The sequence below is a fragment of the Nocardia tenerifensis NBRC 101015 genome (assembly GCF_000308715.1).
GTDB classification, from domain to species: domain Bacteria; phylum Actinomycetota; class Actinomycetes; order Mycobacteriales; family Mycobacteriaceae; genus Nocardia; species Nocardia tenerifensis.
The window spans coordinates 68,407-82,682 of sequence record NZ_BAGH01000614.1; the positions used below are offsets into that span (position 1 = coordinate 68,407).

The following is a 14,276-nucleotide window of genomic DNA, read 5'->3' on the forward strand; positions in this document are numbered from 1 at the left end:
GCACGACTCTAGGCGGCGACCACCTCGGGCGCGTGCTCCCGGGTGGTCGCCAGGCGGTACCTGTGGCTCGGCTTTCCCAGGGTCGGGTGCCTGAGGCTCCAAGCGGTAAACGCCAGGATCGTTGCCTTCACGCGCGCGGCCGGGCGCCCGCGCAGTGCTCCAGGCATGGATCGGCCGTCACCGTCGACGAACTGGAAGAGCCCGTCCTTGCGGCCGAGGCTGATGTGGTTGCCGACGTAGGGCAGCGAGGTGGTCTCGACCTTGCGCCCGGTCAGGTCGCCGATGATCGCGGCCGTCGCCTGGGTGCCGGTGAAGCCGGCGGAGGCACAGGACATGGGTAACGGCAGGCCGTTGTCGGCGATGATGAACGCGCTGTCACCGGCGACGTAGACGCCGGGGTGCGAAACCGATCGCATGTGACGGTCGACCGTGATCTGACCGTTGGCCTCCACCGCGAGACCGCTCGCGGCGGCGATCGGATGCACGGCGAATCCGGCGGTCCACACGGTCGTGTCGGCGGCGAAGATGGTGCCGTCCGCGGCGACGACGGACGCCTGCTCGACGCGCGCGATGGTGGTGTGCTCGTGGACCTCGATCCCGAATCGGTCGAAGGTGCGCAGCAGGTGCCGGCGGGCTTTGGGGCCGAGCCAGCCGCCCAGTTCCCCGCGGGTGGCGAGGCCGATCGGGATGCCCGGATGGGCCTCGGCGATCTCGGTGGCGGCCTCGATCGCGGTCAGGTTGCCGCCGACCACCAGGACCTTTCCGTGGTCGCCCAGCTCGTCCAGGCGTGCGCGCAGTCGCAGCGCGGCTGGTCGCGCGGCCACGTGGAAGGCGTGCTCGGCGACGCCGGGAACGCCGTGATCGGCCGCGGTGCTGCCGAGCGCGTACACGAGGGTGTCGTACTCGAGCCGGTCGACGCCCTGTCCGTCGACCAGGTCGACGGCCCGGCGCTCGACGTCGACATGGGTTATTCGCGCCACTCGCAGCCGAATCCCGGTGCCCGCGAATATTTTCGCCAGCGGTCGGTGGCGCAGATTTTGACCGGCCGCGAGCTGATGCAGGCGCAAGCGCTCGACGAAATCGGATTCGGCATTGACGACGGTGATCTCGACGTCGTCGGGGTGGAGCCGGCGGGCCAGATATCCGGCGCAGAAGGCGCCGGCGTATCCGGCTCCGAGGACGACGATGCGATGCTTCATGATTCGCTCCTGTCTGGTTCGCGTGCCCCTTGAACGAGACAGCGCTCGATTTCCTGACAGGCTCGAACAGTGAGGTGGGTCACCCTCTTTCGCGGGCATCTCTGCCCACTCGGTTGCCGCATCGGCCGGTGCTAGCGTGCACAGGGATGGGAGGCCGATTGATGGATGAGGTCAGGTTCGAGCAGGATCTGGTGCGGGCGATGCTCCGGGATCAGCATCCGGATCTGGCCGACCTCGAGCTGCGAGATGTCGAGGGCGGCTGGGACAATCAGCAGTGGCGGCTCGGGCCGGAGTTGGCCGTCAGATTGCCGCGCACCGAGCGCGCGCCCGCGTTGCTTCGCACCGAGCAGAAGTGGTTGCCGGTGTTGGCCGATCGCCTGCCGCTGCCGACGCCCATCCCGGTCCGAATCGGCGAGCCCTCGCCGCTTTTCGAGCACACCTGGACGATCGCCCGCTGGGTCCACGGGGATCCGGCCGATCACGCCCCGGTCGCCCGGCTGGACGCGGCTGAGGCACTGGCGAATTTCCTTGGGGCGCTGCATGTCCCAGCACCCGCCGACGCGCCGGTCAACCCCACGCGCGGCATCCCGCTGGCCGAGGTCGGGGACGGGGTCGAGACCTGGGTCGAGGTCATCGCCGACCATCCGGAAATCGAAGGCGCGCGGGAGGTTTGGCGACGAGCGTTGGCGGCGCCGGCCTGGCGGGGCGTTCCGCTGTGGTTGCACGGTGATTTGCATCCGGCGAACGTCACTGTGCGCGAGGGGATGCTCGCGGGGGTGATCGATTTCGGCGAGCTGTGTGCGGGCGATCCCGCCACCGATCTCTCGGCGGCCTGGATCCTGTTGCCCGCCGGGGCGACTGGGCGATTCTTCGACGCCTACGGGGAGGCGGATGAGGCGACCATCGCCCGGGCTCGTGGGTGGGCCGTCCTGCGCGCCCTGGGCCTGATCCACGTCGGGCAGAACGGTAGACGTGGTCTGCCCGGGGGCAAACCGACCTGGGAGCCGGCGGGCTACGCCACCCTCGAACGGGTGCTAGCCGCGAACTGAGCGGTTTCGTCGGTGGTTTGCTTGACCGGGTAGCAGGCCGTCGCGGAAGTCTTCGAGCACCGACAGGGCGGTTTCCCTGGAGCAAGGTCTGTTGACGCCGATCTTGCCTCGGGGGCCGCGCTTCAGCCAGCCCGCCACGTACAGGCCGGTGGCATCGATGACGCGTCCAGCACGGTGCCGCACCGCGCCCGTGTCGTGATCGAGAGCGAGATCGGCAGGGGGATCGACGGTATTGCCGATGGCATGGACGATCAGCCCGGTGGGCAGTGTCTCCGGCTTTTCCGGGCGTGCCGTGGAGGTGAGAATGATCTGCCGGACAGTGCTTTCGCCGACGATCGCGAGCGGTTCGGTCCAGAACCGGAACTTCACCACCCTGGTATCGAGATTTACCGGCTCGTCGGGTCCGGCGTCGACGTGGACCGCGATATCCGGGTATCGCGAGAACGCGCGGAGGGTTGACGCGGTGAACGCGGCCTCGCGGGGTCCACGTCGGCCGACGATCACCACCTCGCGAATCCGGCTCTGGGCCAGCGTTTTCCAAGCATCGGCGGGGAGCGCGAGTGCCGAGAGTTCCCGCGGTGGAAGGAGAAGGATGCGCGCCGCGTCGAGAGCGACGTTGCCGTTTCCGATCACCACCGCCCGTGGCGTCGACAGATCGGGTGCTTGCCGCGGCCCGAGCTGGTGGCCGTTGACCCACCCGGCCAGCTCGACGCCGGAGATGTTGCCCGCCAGCTCGTTTCCGGGAACAGTGAGCCGCCTACCGGCGACCGCGCCCGTCGCGAGGATGACGGCGTGGTGGGTACTCAGCAATTCGGCGAGCTGGTCCGGGTGACGAAAGTCGGTGTCGAGGAAGAGGCGCACCCGGCGATCGGCGAGAACGTCGCCGAACTCGCGCATGACAGATTTCGTGGACGGCTGATCGGGCAGGACGCCATAGCGCACGAGCCCGCCCGGTTCCGGCCGCCGCTCGTAGATGTCGATGCGCACCCGCGCATGGCGAAGGAGTTCCGACGCCGCGTATAAACCGCTCGGCCCCGCGCCGATGATCGCGACCCGCAGCACGCCGTCGCGCGGCAGCAGAACCGGCATTCGCGGCTCGGAAGCCAGCGATCGATACGGCACCGGCCTGGTCGCGAAGTATTCGGCGTTGCGGTCCGCCTGGTGAGCCTGGGTCAGGGGCAACTTCCATTCCGGGCGAACCGCGTCCACCGGACAGGCGTCGGTGCAGGCCCCGCAGTCGATGCAGGTGGCGGGGTCGATGAACAGCGTCTCCGCATCGAAGAATCCGGGCTCGTCGGGGGTCGGGTGGATACAATTCAGCGGGCATGCCCTGAGACAGCTGGTGTCATTGCAGCAGTCGTCGGTGATGACATGCGCCATGTCACAGTGCTCCGGCCAGTCGGCAGAAAGTGTCACCGAAGATATTGCGAATGCCGAGACGGGCGTAGGTTCGCATGGCCTGCTCGGAGGCCCAGCGTTGGGTCTGTCGCCAATACGGGTTTTTCTTGGCCACCGCGGCGGCCGCCTTCGGATCGAGCCCGGCGTCTTCGTATGCCGCGGGCGCGACCATGAAGCCGAGGACCACGAATATGACGGGACCGTAGATGAGTGCGAGCAGGAGGCGTTCGAGTGGCGACGCGGAGAGCAGCTCGTTCAGTTCCGCCCTGGCGAACTTCAGATGACGAGATTCTTCCACCACATGGATCTGATTTATTTGCCGGGTCAGCGGATGGACTGCTTCGTCGGTGGCTGATTCGCGTTGGATCGCGTCGAAATACTCCTCGAAGAACAGGGCTACGCCCAACGCCAGTAACGGAGGCGTCCAGATTCCCGGGAGCTTTCCGAGCTGGCGTGCCCACCACGGGGGCTGATAGTCCGAGCGGCCGATTCGCGCCACGATCCGGCCGAACATCGTGGAGTGCTTGCATTCCTCACCGACCTCGGTATAGAGATGCCACGCGTCCGAAGTCGTCAGGTCGGCGGAGTACACTTCGCGCAAGAGCGTCTGCATGAATACCGTCTCGACCCACGCGCCGATCGTGAACATCGAGGCCGTCTGATATTTGCTGAATTCGACCTTCTGCTCTCGACTGAGCGTGTCCCAGAGTTCGGTGCCGTACAGGGCGATTCGATGTTCCGGCAGGTGCATCAGCGTCTCGTCGAAGACGCCGTCCCAGTCGATATCCCTATCGATGTCGAACGACATCTTCGCCGCGCTGTCGACCAGCATCTGCGTCGTCTCGGTCAGACTGGGCGGACGTGTCTTTGCCATAACCAGTTACCTCTCGCGATATCGTGACGGATGGAGCGGAACCGCGTCTGCGCAGGCTCGGTAACGAAATTTTCCAGCGGTGGACCGGCGGCAGCGAGCATGAAAGATCCGGCCTCCGGATATGTTCGCCGTTCCGTGCAGCTGCCGGATGTACCGTTCTCCTTTGCTCTCGCCGTCGAGGCGCTCCGGATCGAACGTGGCGAGGCCGGCGGGGAGATGTCCGCACAGGATGATGCCGGAGGACCAGACGTTGCGGATCAGTTCGGTCGCTACGTCGGCGAACAATGTGGTGGCGAAGGAGGGCCCCGACAGGAGTGGGAACAAGACATACTCTTTGACGCCGAGGGTGATCGTCTTCCGGGCGCCGGACTTCAGCTTGTCGAGCGTTTCACCGATAGCTTTCTCGCCGGAGAGCACCTTCTCCAGTTCTGCGGCGCGGCCGTCGATCTGCGCAACGGTGAGGGACGCCTCGGTGGAAGTTTTGCCCATGATCTCCCTTCGGCTGGAGCCCGATGCCGAGATCGTCGGCCGCCGTTGGCCTAATGGATGAGGAAGATCTTTCCGGGCCGCTACGCGGCGCAGTGGCCGAATCGCCGTAGTCCGGACTTCGTCGTAACCTCGGCTTCCTCCACATATACCCTACGATCGGCGTTTGTAACCCCGTCTCGGAGTTGGCAATTCCGTATAAACCAACCGTTCGGAAATAGCTGACATGTTTCGTGCGTGCATATGGGTGCGCATTGATGGCGAGCTCGGGGCTTTTCACATGGTCGCGCCATTCACTGATCGGCGGCGTCCTCGCGCCGGGCGCTCGTCCAAAACCGCCGAGGTCGAACAGCGTGCCGTCGGCGTTGTCAATCTTGTTGGCGCAGCTTGTGAATCACGGCGGCCGTCGCGGTGGCGGTGACGTCGTCGACCCACTCCGGGATGGGTAGCGCGCGGGCGATGTACTCACGGACCAGGCCGTAGGGGATGGCTTTGACGGTGGTCATCGCGATGGTGGAGCGTGGCTCGTCGGCGTCGCCGAACTCCGCGACGACGGCGGCGCGCATCGCGTCGTTCATGGCGTCGTTGACCGCGGCGAGATCGGCGCGCAGGTCGTCGGGGCCTGTCTCGAGCAGTTCCTCGCGCCGGAACATCTTCATGGCACGGGCCTCGGTCGGCTCCTCGCGGCAGTATCGCGGCAGGTAGGTGGCGGCGGCGAGCAGCGGGTCGGGTCCGGACAGAGCGGCGATGAGCCCGACGTGGAAGCGCCGGATCGAGCGCAGCCACAGTCGCGCGAGCAGCTCTTCGCGGGAGGCGAAGCGCACGTAGATCGACCCGGTGTGGATGCCGGAGGCGGCGCTGATCGCGGCGATGGCCGGCCGCGTCGTCGCCGGATCGGCCAGCAGATCGCGCGCCGCGTCGAGCACTTGGTCATCGGTGAACCGCCGGGGTCTTGCCATGCGGGACAGCCTAGGGCAGAGTTTAGGAATATGGATTCAAAAACCACGTTCCCGCTGACGGGCACCCTGTTCACTTTCATCGGCTCGGCGCATACCGTGCTCGGCGTGGCGATCTGGGCGGCAGGCAAGGAGCCGTCCGAAACCTCGTTCTGGTTCACGGCTTTCGGCGTCGCGGCGGTTTGTCTCGGGATCGCGGTGATCGAGATGGAACGAGCCCGCGGCTACGTGCCCCTCCCTGTCCTCGCCGCGATCGCCGCCCTCACCGTCTTCGGCTTGATCTTCGAACCCGTCTCCGGATTCCTCACCGTGCTGATCCCTCTGTTCTTCGGGTTCCGCGGATGGATGCGTCATCGCCGCGTCCCGGTCGCCGCCGGATAACCGAATCGACTTGTGTGCACTGGCTTTTCAGCCCACGGGTGGCGCGGTGGCCTGGCGCGGCACCAGGCCACCCTGGTGCGTTAACCCATGCCGGGCTGGCCGGAACCGCCGGTGCCGGGGTTGCCGGGACCGCCGCCCTGGCCCATGCCGGGGTCGCCGGATCCGCCCTGGCCCATGCCGGGATCGCCGGGGCCGGCCTTCAGCACGATGCCCGGGTGCCCGGCCGCCGCGATGCTGGTGTCAGTGGCGGCCATGGCCGGAACGGACAATGCGACGGCCGCGGCCGCCCCGGCGATTCCGGCGGCAGCGACGCCGCGAAAGGTGAACAAGCTCATGCACACTCCCGATCGTTGACGACGACGGGTCGTCGCCGTTGTCGAAGCCGCAACCGTGTGGCCGCCGCTACCGTCGAGACTAGGAAGCCGGGCGTAAGGGCAGAGTCATGGCGAGATAACACCGAGGACGTTCAGCAGCGCCAGCGCGTCGGCGGCGGGGGACCCCAGCGGCGCGCTATAGAGCACGAGGTGCTGATCGCGGTCGGTCAGGGCGAGCGAGTCGCAGTCGACAGTGATCTCCCCGACGACCGGGTGACGGAGAGTCTTGGTGAGCATCGGCGCACCCTGTACGCCGTGGCGTTGCCAAAGTCGTGCGAATTCGGCGCTGCCGGTGCGTAATTCGTCGATGAGCCCGGTCACCTCGGGGTCGGTCGGATACCGGGCGAGGCTGGTGCGGAGCCGCATCACGACATGGTGGCGGAACTCCGCGGCGTCCGAGATGCCGTAGAGCGGAGCATCGGGGCGCGCCGGGCCGAGGAAGGCCCGGCGGGCGAGATTGCGCTCCGGCGAAGCGATTTCGGCGAAGTTCTCCATGAGGGCGGCCGCGAGGTCGTTCCACGCGAGGACCTCGAACACGGCGGACATTACGAAAGCCGCTGTCTGCGGCAGTCTTTCGAGCAGCGCGAGGATGCTCGGCCGCACATCGCGCCGATGCAGTCCGTTACGGATCGGCGCGGTGCCCGCCAAGAGGTGGAGGTGATCGGACTCGGCGTCGGTGAGCCGCAAGGCATTTGCGATACCCGCGAGCACCTCCGCCGACGGCCGCGGTGCCCGGCCCTGCTCGAGCCGGACGTAATACTCGGTCGAGATATTGGCCAGCACCGCGACCTCCTCACGGCGTAGCCCCGGTGTCCTTCGCCGTGAGCCCGCCGGGAGACCGACGTCCGGCGGCCGCAGCCGTTCGCGCCGGGTACGGAGAAACGCCCCGAGTTCCTGCCTGTCCATACCTCGAGTCTGCCCGTCGCGCGACGGCCGATCCTGGTACCGCCGGTGCCTGCCTCGGTGCCGGAACCGGCTCGACACTGACACCATGACTGACAAACGCGATACGACATCCCTCGGCCTGCTCACCGGGAAGGTCGTGTTCATCACCGGCGCCAGCCGCGGTATCGGAGCTGCCGCCGCAAGGCTTTTCGCGCGCGAGGGCGCGGCCGTCGTGCTCGCCGCCCGCGGTACCGACGCCCTGGCGCAGGTCGTCGCCGAGGTCCGCGCGGATGGCGGCGTCGCGGAAGCCGTGACAATGGATCTGGCCGACGACGCGAGCATCCGTGCGGCGGTCGCGCGCGTCGGCGAACTGCACGGACGGCTCGACGGCGCCTTCAACAACGCGGCGGCCGGCCAAACGCCCGGCCCCCTCGACTCGACGAGCGAGCAGGACATCGACCAAACGTTCACGGTGAACTTCCGCGCACAGTGGACCGCGATGACCGCGCAGGCCGCGCTCATGCGCCGGACCGGCGGCGGCGCGATCGTCAACACCTCGAGCATCGGCAGCCGACGCGCGAACCCGGAGCTTCCGGCATACGGTGCCATGAAACGCGCTCTCAACAGCCTCACCGAATCCGCGGCGGTCACCTGGGGCCGCGCGGGTATCCGGGTGAACGCCATCGCCCCCGGAGCTACGGCGACGGAGATGATCGAATCCTGGGAAACATTGTCTCCCGGCACAATCGAGCGCATCAACGCGGCCACCCCCCTCGGCCGCATGGCCCGGCCCCGCGAGGTCGCCGAGGTCGCGGCCTGGCTTCTCAGCGACCGCGCCTCGATGGTTACCGGCGCCCTCGTGCCGGTAGACGGCGGTGCGGGAGCTTGACGTCCGTCAAAGGACCGGTGCGCGAGCCACCGTCGTGTTCGACTCAGCGGACCGCGAGCTGTCGATGCGGTTTCAGTAGAGCGCGCGGGTTTGGTTTCGGGAGATCAGCAGTGTCCATCCGACTGCCAGCAGGAGCGCGACGCCGAGCGCGCCCACGAGCAGTGGGAAGACGGTGAGATGGAAGAAGAGGAGGTCGCGGTCGACCACGGCATGGTCGGGATTGTCCGGGTCGTAGCGGACCGGTACCCGGTCGCCGACTTCGATGTAGAGCGAGGAGGCGGCCTCGTCGCCATCGAACCGTTCCGTCCTGCCCGCCGCGGTGGTGAACTCGATGACCAGGGAGGAGCCGGCCGGGCGACTGCCTTTGGTGTTGTCGCGGAGTTCGTGGCCGGTTTCGACCGCGGTGCCGGCCGCGATTTCGGAATTGGCCAGGAACACCGCGTTGTATCCGATCGGAACGGCGGCGAACAGGATCGCGATACCCGCAATGCCACAGATGAGAAGCCTGTGGCCCTGAATGCGAGCGACCAGCGAATCCTGCACGAATCCTCCCCTCGAGCGCAATCCTAGCCTGCCAGATGTTCAGCACCGCAAGCGATCTCGCGACGCAGCCTGCCTGGAGTCGTGTGCGGACGCTCGGCGACGGGGACTGAAGAGTGCGTTTTGTCGGTGCCATCGGTTACATTTCCCGCGTACCACATCGGTGAGGTTGCGAGCGAAGGGTTCGCGGCCAGCCGGGTCGGTTGCCGCACAACCAGTCCAGCGCTGAAGGAAGTACCCCTTTTGCAGGTCGATGTCGAAGGCGCTGTTCGAACAGCCCGCCTGGCCGCCCAGTTCGACTGGACCTGGTATCTGGACAAGGATCTTTCCGCGTTCTGCGATGCGGCGGGCTGGAGCCTCGGCGAATCCAGCGACCGGCGCACGGACATTCGGACGGATCTGCGGGTGCGCCCTCCCCGCGCGTCGGTGGCCCGGCGGAGACGGATGTTCGACGAGATGTCGGTGCACGTCAGCGACGAGATCGATCGGTCGATCCCATGGGCGCAGCGGCGGCGGTCCCTGGTGGACGCGTTCGCGGCCCTCGGCGAGGGGCTCACCCTCGCGTTGGATAATCCCACCCGCGTAACACCGGGGGAATCGGCAATGATGAGTTGGGAATGTCCGCGTGTGTGGATCAAGCTGCAGATCGTCTACGACACCGTGTACCTGTATCTCATCAGCCAGGAGTCGCAAGCAACCGCTGATGCCGCCGCACGATACGATGCCGGTTACTGGTGAGCGTCGACGGGAGCGATATCAACGCGATGAGCCTTGATGCGGCGTGGCAGAAGTTTTCGGCGGGATTGGCATTGACGCTGTCGTGTATGCCCGCCGAGGCGTATCTGGTGCTCAACGCCGCAGACGGCCGGTATGCCCGCTTCCATATGGGGACGCCCGTGTTGTGGTGCGAAATCGTCCACAATGCGCAACTCGCCGAGGAATGGCGGATGCCCGAGCGCGTCGAAACCCTGCTCCAAGAGCACGGTTGGGCTTCGCCGGTGGACGGGCAGTCGGTCAGCTGGCATCGATTGGTCGCGTGGCCCGTGCCCTTCCGAGCATATGAGCTGGTGGCGGACCATATATCTGTAGCGCTCTGTCACGGTGTGAGGGTGCAGGCTCCGACCGAGCTCAGTATCGACTGCTGGATACGAAACTCGAAGGAAGACTTCGACATCTCGGCCTTGCGCGTTGTCATCGAAGGCAGACTACGCCCTGAAATCGAATAGCCGACAGCAAGCAACACCTCCACGCCGAAGGTAGTGCGCATGGAACGACCGGTGGATTCTTGACGGCGCCGAACAGTGACCGGGCCCACCGCGAACTACGCAGTGGGCTCCTGGTTGTGTTTCGGGGCAGGGAGGGTGCACGCGGGTGTACCTCCGGGGAGACGATGGCGGTTGACGGCCACGAGGTGGTAGAGCGCGGCGGTGAGCCAATTGATCGGTGGGATCAGCATGAGGGTGCCTAGTGCTCGCCAGGGCCGAGAGGCTCGGCGCAGGAGCAGCGCGACGGCGCGGGCTCCGGCGGCTCGGCTCTCGGCGCCGTCGATCCATTGGACCGCAACAACGTAGCGAACTACACCCCGATCGGCGGGGCGAGATATTCCAGGGCGTAACCGGTGCCGGAGGGCGATATGCGGGCGATACCGGGGGAGTCGAGGTGGGCGCCTGCTACGAAATGATTTGGGTGGGCGAGTATTTCGAGGAGGGCGGCGCGGGCGGTGCGAGCCTGGGACTGGTTGCCATCGAGTTCCCAGGACACGTTCGGTTGATCGAATTGGAGCGTGGGGACGTGCACGGTATCGCCCCAGACCAGAAGGTGGCCGGCGCCGCTGTCGACGTCGAAGACGGTGTGGCCGGGTGTGTGGCCGGGGGTCGGGACGGCGGTGGTCCAGTCGTTGATCGCGACCTTTTCCGATACGGGGACGACTCGGTCGCGGATCGGCTCGAGTCGCCCGGTGAACACCGAGAGGTCGCCCGCGCCGATCCATACGCGCTCGAGCTCGGGGAACGCCTCCGCGCCGTCCGGCATGATGAGGCCGCTCACGTGGTCTTCGTGCCGGTGGGTGATGGCCACGTCGGTGATCTGCGCGCGGTCGATTCGCGCTTCGTCGAGCGCGTCGTAGATCAAGCCCATGGTGGGGTCGTGCCAGACGTTGGACGCGCCGGTGTCGATGAGCAGCGACCGCGTGCCGTCGGTGACGTAGAAGGCGTTGACCGACAGTCGCAGGTTGTCGCCGACCAGCGGCACGGCGGTCGGCAGTTGCGGGAGCGGACGGCCCTCCTCGTCGCGCAGCCGGGTCGGCGGCATGTCGATGTACCCGTCGCGCAGCGAAATCACTTGCAGGTCGCCGAGTTCGAACGTGGCGTGGTGCCGGCCGGTCGAGATCAAACGCATGGAATCTCCGATGTGTAGTTCTCCGATAGAAGACTTTGTCTTCTTTAGAAGAATACTACACTGTGGCGACCGAGGTACCCCTTCGATCGAGGAGCACGGTGGTCGAGCGAGACGCAGACGAACCGCAGCACGGCGACGACCTGGCCGGCGCGTTCGGCGGCAACGTGCGGCGACGCCGCGAGGAGGCGGGGCTGACGCTGGAACAGCTGTCCACGCAGTCGTCGGTCAGCCGGGCCATGTTGTCGAAAGTCGAACGGGGAGAGAAGAGTCCGACGATCGGCGTCGCGTCGAGGATCGCCCACGCGCTCGGTGCGTCGCTCTCGGAGTTGATCGGCGGGCCGGCCGCCGCGTCCAGCGTGGCCGTCGTCATGCGCAAGTCCGATCGCCCCGTATTCCGTGACCCGGAAACGGGTTTCGAGCGGCACATGGTGTCGGCGGCCCCGGGCGCGGGCGGCGGCGAGATGATCGTCCACTACCTCCCCGCGCAGGTCTCCACCGGACTCCTGCCCGCCTATCCGCCCGGCACGGAGAAACAGCTCGTCGTCCTCGCGGGCACCCTCACCGTCGCGATCGGCGGCATCACCGAAACCCTGCACACCGGCGACTCCGTGTTCTTCCAGGCCGACGCGGACCACGGCTTCGCCAACCGCACCGACACCCCCTGCGAATACATCATGGTCATCTCCCGCCGAAACTGATCGACCGCGCTACGCGGAACCGAGAGTGCGGGAAGGGTCGGCGTGTTCGATCCGGCGGAGCTGGCCCGTGATCGCCGCCTGTTCGGGGGTCAGGAGGGGAGGGTGTCTCCGGGGAAGCTGAGGCAGGGGTGGACTTCGCAGAGGATCATGTCGGCTTGGACGCAGGGGTCGGCGTCCATGAGGTGCTGGGCCTCGTCGGGTGGGACGGTCATGATGGCGATGCCGGCTGTGGTGTCGGAGAGGACGGGGCAGAGGATGGCTATGACGCCGTCGGCGCGGAGGGAGACCATTCGGCGCTGGTGTTCGAGTTCGATCGCCTCGGCGCCGTCCCGGTGCCGTTGCGGGCCCCAGCGGAGGATGGCGACGCTGTAGGGCTTCGCCGATTCGGCCAGCTGTCGGATTTGCTCGTCGGTGACGGTGGTGCTCAATGAATCCTCGATCTCATCGCGGAGGTGCGGGGGCGACGCCACTGCGCAGCCTAACCGCGCCGCGTGGAAGTTGTCCTCGGCTCGCGGTCATTCCGATTTGCCATAGAGCGCGATGGTGTGGTCGAGGCAGCGGGTGATGAACGCGTCGTCCAGTGGACGGCCGCCGACGAGTAGCTGGAAATGTAAAGGGGCGGAGAGGGTTTCGATGACCTCGCGGGGGTCTGCGGCGCGGGTCAGCTCGCCGCGCTCGATCGCCCGGTGGACGATGGGGGACATTCGCTCGAAGCGGTCGATCCAGAAGTGGCGGCGGGCGGCGGCGACGTCGGGGTCGCGGGAGAGCGCGAGGGTGGTGCCCAAAAGGGGTGCGATGCCGGGGCGGGAGATGAGCTGTGCGATCTGCTCGGCGAGTTGCCGGAGGTCTCCGCGCAGGGTGCCGGTGTCGGGGACCGGGTTGCTCTCGGCCGCGAGTTCGGTGACGGCCTCGGCGATGAGCGCGGTGCGGGTTTCCCAGCGCCGGTAGAGCGTGGTCACCGCGACGCCCGCTCGGTCGGCGACCTCCCCGAAGGTCAACCCCTCGATGCCGTGCTCGGCGACCTGCTCGATCGCCGCGGCCAGAATCGCTTGGCGCACACGGGCGGAACGCCCGCCGGTGCGCCGTCGGACCGGCGACGCTTGCTCGCGATCATCCATGGGCCCGTTTCTAGCAGGTCCCGGCGGTAAAAGCTATGAGATATAGCGTTAGCCCCCACGTGAGGCATCGTTAATGCTAATTTCTTTAGCGTTAACCGGTGGAGGAGAGGAAACCGACATGGCCGAGACCATCGAAATCCAGGCGATCGTGGGCGCGCGGCGGGTCACGCGCGAGCAGGTGCGGGCGTGGGAATCGCGTCGCGCGAACGCGGTGCTGAACAAGATGACCGCCCGCCTCGGCCCGCGTGCGCTCGCCGAACTCCTGCCGGACCGCCCGATCGAGACCCTGTCCGCCGCGCCGCTCGAGACGCGGCGAAAGGCATTGACGGACTTGAAAACTCGTCTCGGTCACGCCGGCATCTACGCCATGCTCAAACGCGAACTCGCGTTCTCGGAGCGCACGGCCCGCACCGCCGTCGCGGTGAGCAGGGGCCGCACCCAACACTCGGTGACCCGATTGTCGGCCCCCGGCCGCTCGGCCGAACGCTTCGCCGCATGGTTCACCAACCTGGTCGTCGTCGACGACGAACCCCCGATGGTCGACTCCTGTCCCGACCACTACCTGCAGCGCGGCCTGCCCGACGGCCGGCACGAGGTCGTCGAGACCACCGGGGGATCACCCATGCCGTCCCGCTTCGTCATCGACTACACCAGAACCGAGGCCCTCACCATCCCGGTCGATCCGCGCTACCCCATCCAGATCGCGGGCCAAGCCCTGCTCGACGACGGACTGACCATCGGCGGCGTCCGCCACCAATTCCGGGACAACGAAGGCACTCTCGAAGCCCTGCTGACCGTCCAGTTCCCGGCCGCCCTGCCCGCCAGGCTCATTCGCGAACACCGATGGCATCTCGCGGTGGAGTTCAGCAACTGGTTGCTGGCTTCCGTGTGACGCGGGTCAGGCGACGATAGACCGTTGGGGCACACCGGTATAGGCGCTGAGCGGGCGAATGAGTGCGTTGGACTCGGACTGCTCGATGATGTGCGCGGCCCAGCCGGTGATTCGGCTCATCACGAAGATGGGCGTGAAGA

The 14,276-nt window shown here is 67.0% G+C and carries 19 protein-coding genes; 7 read left to right on the forward strand and 12 right to left on the reverse strand.

Annotated features, from left to right (window positions below):
* Positions 1–8: 8 nt before the first annotated feature.
* A complete protein-coding gene (locus ON39_RS44825) occupies positions 9–1,199 on the reverse strand; it encodes an NAD(P)/FAD-dependent oxidoreductase (RefSeq protein ID WP_040743441.1) in 1,191 nt (396 codons plus the stop codon).
* Positions 1,200–1,360: 161 nt separating this feature from the next.
* Here ON39_RS44825 and ON39_RS44830 point away from each other — a divergent pair, with 161 nt between their 5' ends.
* Complete coding sequence (locus ON39_RS44830; protein ID WP_040743493.1) at positions 1,361–2,248, forward strand: aminoglycoside phosphotransferase family protein; 888 nt, start codon at positions 1,361–1,363, stop codon at positions 2,246–2,248.
* Here the strand turns inward: ON39_RS44830 and ON39_RS44835 are convergent.
* The 4 genes from ON39_RS44835 to ON39_RS44850 form a co-directional block, all read right to left on the reverse strand.
* A complete protein-coding gene (locus ON39_RS44835) occupies positions 2,234–3,628 on the reverse strand; it encodes an FAD-dependent oxidoreductase (protein WP_051187945.1) in 1,395 nt (464 codons plus the stop codon). The two genes, ON39_RS44830 and ON39_RS44835, sit on opposite strands and share 15 nt — an antisense overlap.
* Before the next feature lies 1 nt (position 3,629).
* The gene (locus tag ON39_RS44840) at positions 3,630–4,520 is read right to left on the reverse strand and encodes an AurF N-oxygenase family protein (protein ID WP_083895108.1); all 891 of its coding nucleotides are present in this window, start codon (positions 4,518–4,520) and stop codon (positions 3,630–3,632) included.
* A 6-nt stretch (positions 4,521–4,526) separates the two neighbouring features.
* Positions 4,527–5,009, reverse strand: a complete 483-nt coding sequence (locus ON39_RS44845) for a hypothetical protein (protein WP_040743443.1) — start codon at positions 5,007–5,009, stop codon at positions 4,527–4,529.
* 365 nt (positions 5,010–5,374) lie between these two features.
* Entirely contained in the window at positions 5,375–5,965 is a 591-nt protein-coding gene (locus ON39_RS44850) for a TetR/AcrR family transcriptional regulator (RefSeq protein ID WP_040743445.1), read from the reverse strand.
* Between the two features lie 30 nt (positions 5,966–5,995).
* Here ON39_RS44850 and ON39_RS44855 point away from each other — a divergent pair, with 30 nt between their 5' ends.
* Complete coding sequence (locus ON39_RS44855) at positions 5,996–6,343, forward strand: DUF6463 family protein (protein ID WP_040743447.1); 348 nt, start codon at positions 5,996–5,998, stop codon at positions 6,341–6,343.
* Between the two features lie 80 nt (positions 6,344–6,423).
* Here ON39_RS44855 and ON39_RS44860 read toward each other — a convergent pair whose 3' ends face one another.
* Positions 6,424–6,678, reverse strand: a complete 255-nt coding sequence (locus ON39_RS44860; RefSeq protein ID WP_040743449.1) for a hypothetical protein — start codon at positions 6,676–6,678, stop codon at positions 6,424–6,426.
* A gap of 105 nt (positions 6,679–6,783) precedes the next feature.
* Positions 6,784–7,623 carry a helix-turn-helix transcriptional regulator gene (locus ON39_RS44865; RefSeq protein ID WP_040743451.1) on the reverse strand — a complete coding sequence of 280 codons (840 nt, stop codon included), beginning with the start codon at positions 7,621–7,623 and terminating at the stop codon, positions 6,784–6,786.
* An 85-nt stretch (positions 7,624–7,708) separates the two neighbouring features.
* Here ON39_RS44865 and ON39_RS44870 point away from each other — a divergent pair, with 85 nt between their 5' ends.
* Entirely contained in the window at positions 7,709–8,491 is a 783-nt protein-coding gene (locus tag ON39_RS44870; RefSeq protein WP_040743453.1) for an SDR family NAD(P)-dependent oxidoreductase, read from the forward strand.
* Positions 8,492–8,563: 72 nt separating this feature from the next.
* Here ON39_RS44870 and ON39_RS44875 read toward each other — a convergent pair whose 3' ends face one another.
* Complete coding sequence (locus ON39_RS44875) at positions 8,564–9,034, reverse strand: DUF3592 domain-containing protein (RefSeq protein ID WP_040743455.1); 471 nt, start codon at positions 9,032–9,034, stop codon at positions 8,564–8,566.
* 126 nt (positions 9,035–9,160) lie between these two features.
* Between ON39_RS44875 and ON39_RS46655 the strand changes: the two genes are divergently transcribed.
* Both ON39_RS46655 and ON39_RS44885 read left to right on the forward strand, forming a co-directional pair.
* Positions 9,161–9,769, forward strand: coding sequence for a DUF6301 family protein (locus ON39_RS46655; RefSeq protein WP_255219353.1), 609 nt, complete (start codon positions 9,161–9,163; stop codon positions 9,767–9,769).
* Entirely contained in the window at positions 9,766–10,257 is a 492-nt protein-coding gene (locus ON39_RS44885; protein WP_040743457.1) for a TY-Chap domain-containing protein, read from the forward strand. Before ON39_RS46655 ends, ON39_RS44885 begins: the two co-directional genes overlap by 4 nt.
* Positions 10,258–10,606: 349 nt before the next feature.
* Here the strand turns inward: ON39_RS44885 and ON39_RS44890 are convergent, their stop codons facing one another.
* A complete protein-coding gene (locus ON39_RS44890; protein WP_040743459.1) occupies positions 10,607–11,428 on the reverse strand; it encodes an MBL fold metallo-hydrolase in 822 nt (273 codons plus the stop codon).
* Positions 11,429–11,526: 98 nt separating this feature from the next.
* Here ON39_RS44890 and ON39_RS44895 point away from each other — a divergent pair, with 98 nt between their 5' ends.
* Positions 11,527–12,126 carry a helix-turn-helix domain-containing protein gene (locus ON39_RS44895; RefSeq protein WP_083895110.1) on the forward strand — a complete coding sequence of 200 codons (600 nt, stop codon included), beginning with the start codon at positions 11,527–11,529 and terminating at the stop codon, positions 12,124–12,126.
* A gap of 89 nt (positions 12,127–12,215) precedes the next feature.
* On the opposite strand, the gene ON39_RS44900 is transcribed toward ON39_RS44895, so the two are convergent.
* Both ON39_RS44900 and ON39_RS44905 read right to left on the reverse strand, forming a co-directional pair.
* A complete protein-coding gene (locus ON39_RS44900; RefSeq protein ID WP_040743503.1) occupies positions 12,216–12,554 on the reverse strand; it encodes a YciI family protein in 339 nt (112 codons plus the stop codon).
* Between the two features lie 87 nt (positions 12,555–12,641).
* Positions 12,642–13,244 carry a TetR/AcrR family transcriptional regulator gene (locus tag ON39_RS44905; protein WP_040743461.1) on the reverse strand — a complete coding sequence of 201 codons (603 nt, stop codon included), beginning with the start codon at positions 13,242–13,244 and terminating at the stop codon, positions 12,642–12,644.
* Between the two features lie 118 nt (positions 13,245–13,362).
* On the opposite strand from ON39_RS44905, the gene ON39_RS44910 reads away from it, so the two are divergent.
* Positions 13,363–14,136: a hypothetical protein gene (locus ON39_RS44910; protein ID WP_040743463.1), complete on the forward strand. Its 774-nt coding sequence runs from the start codon at positions 13,363–13,365 to the stop codon at positions 14,134–14,136.
* Positions 14,137–14,142: 6 nt separating this feature from the next.
* Here the strand turns inward: ON39_RS44910 and ON39_RS48060 are convergent.
* The coding region (locus tag ON39_RS48060) for a citrate/2-methylcitrate synthase (RefSeq protein WP_303621540.1) at positions 14,143–14,276 on the reverse strand (134 nt) is incomplete at its 5' end.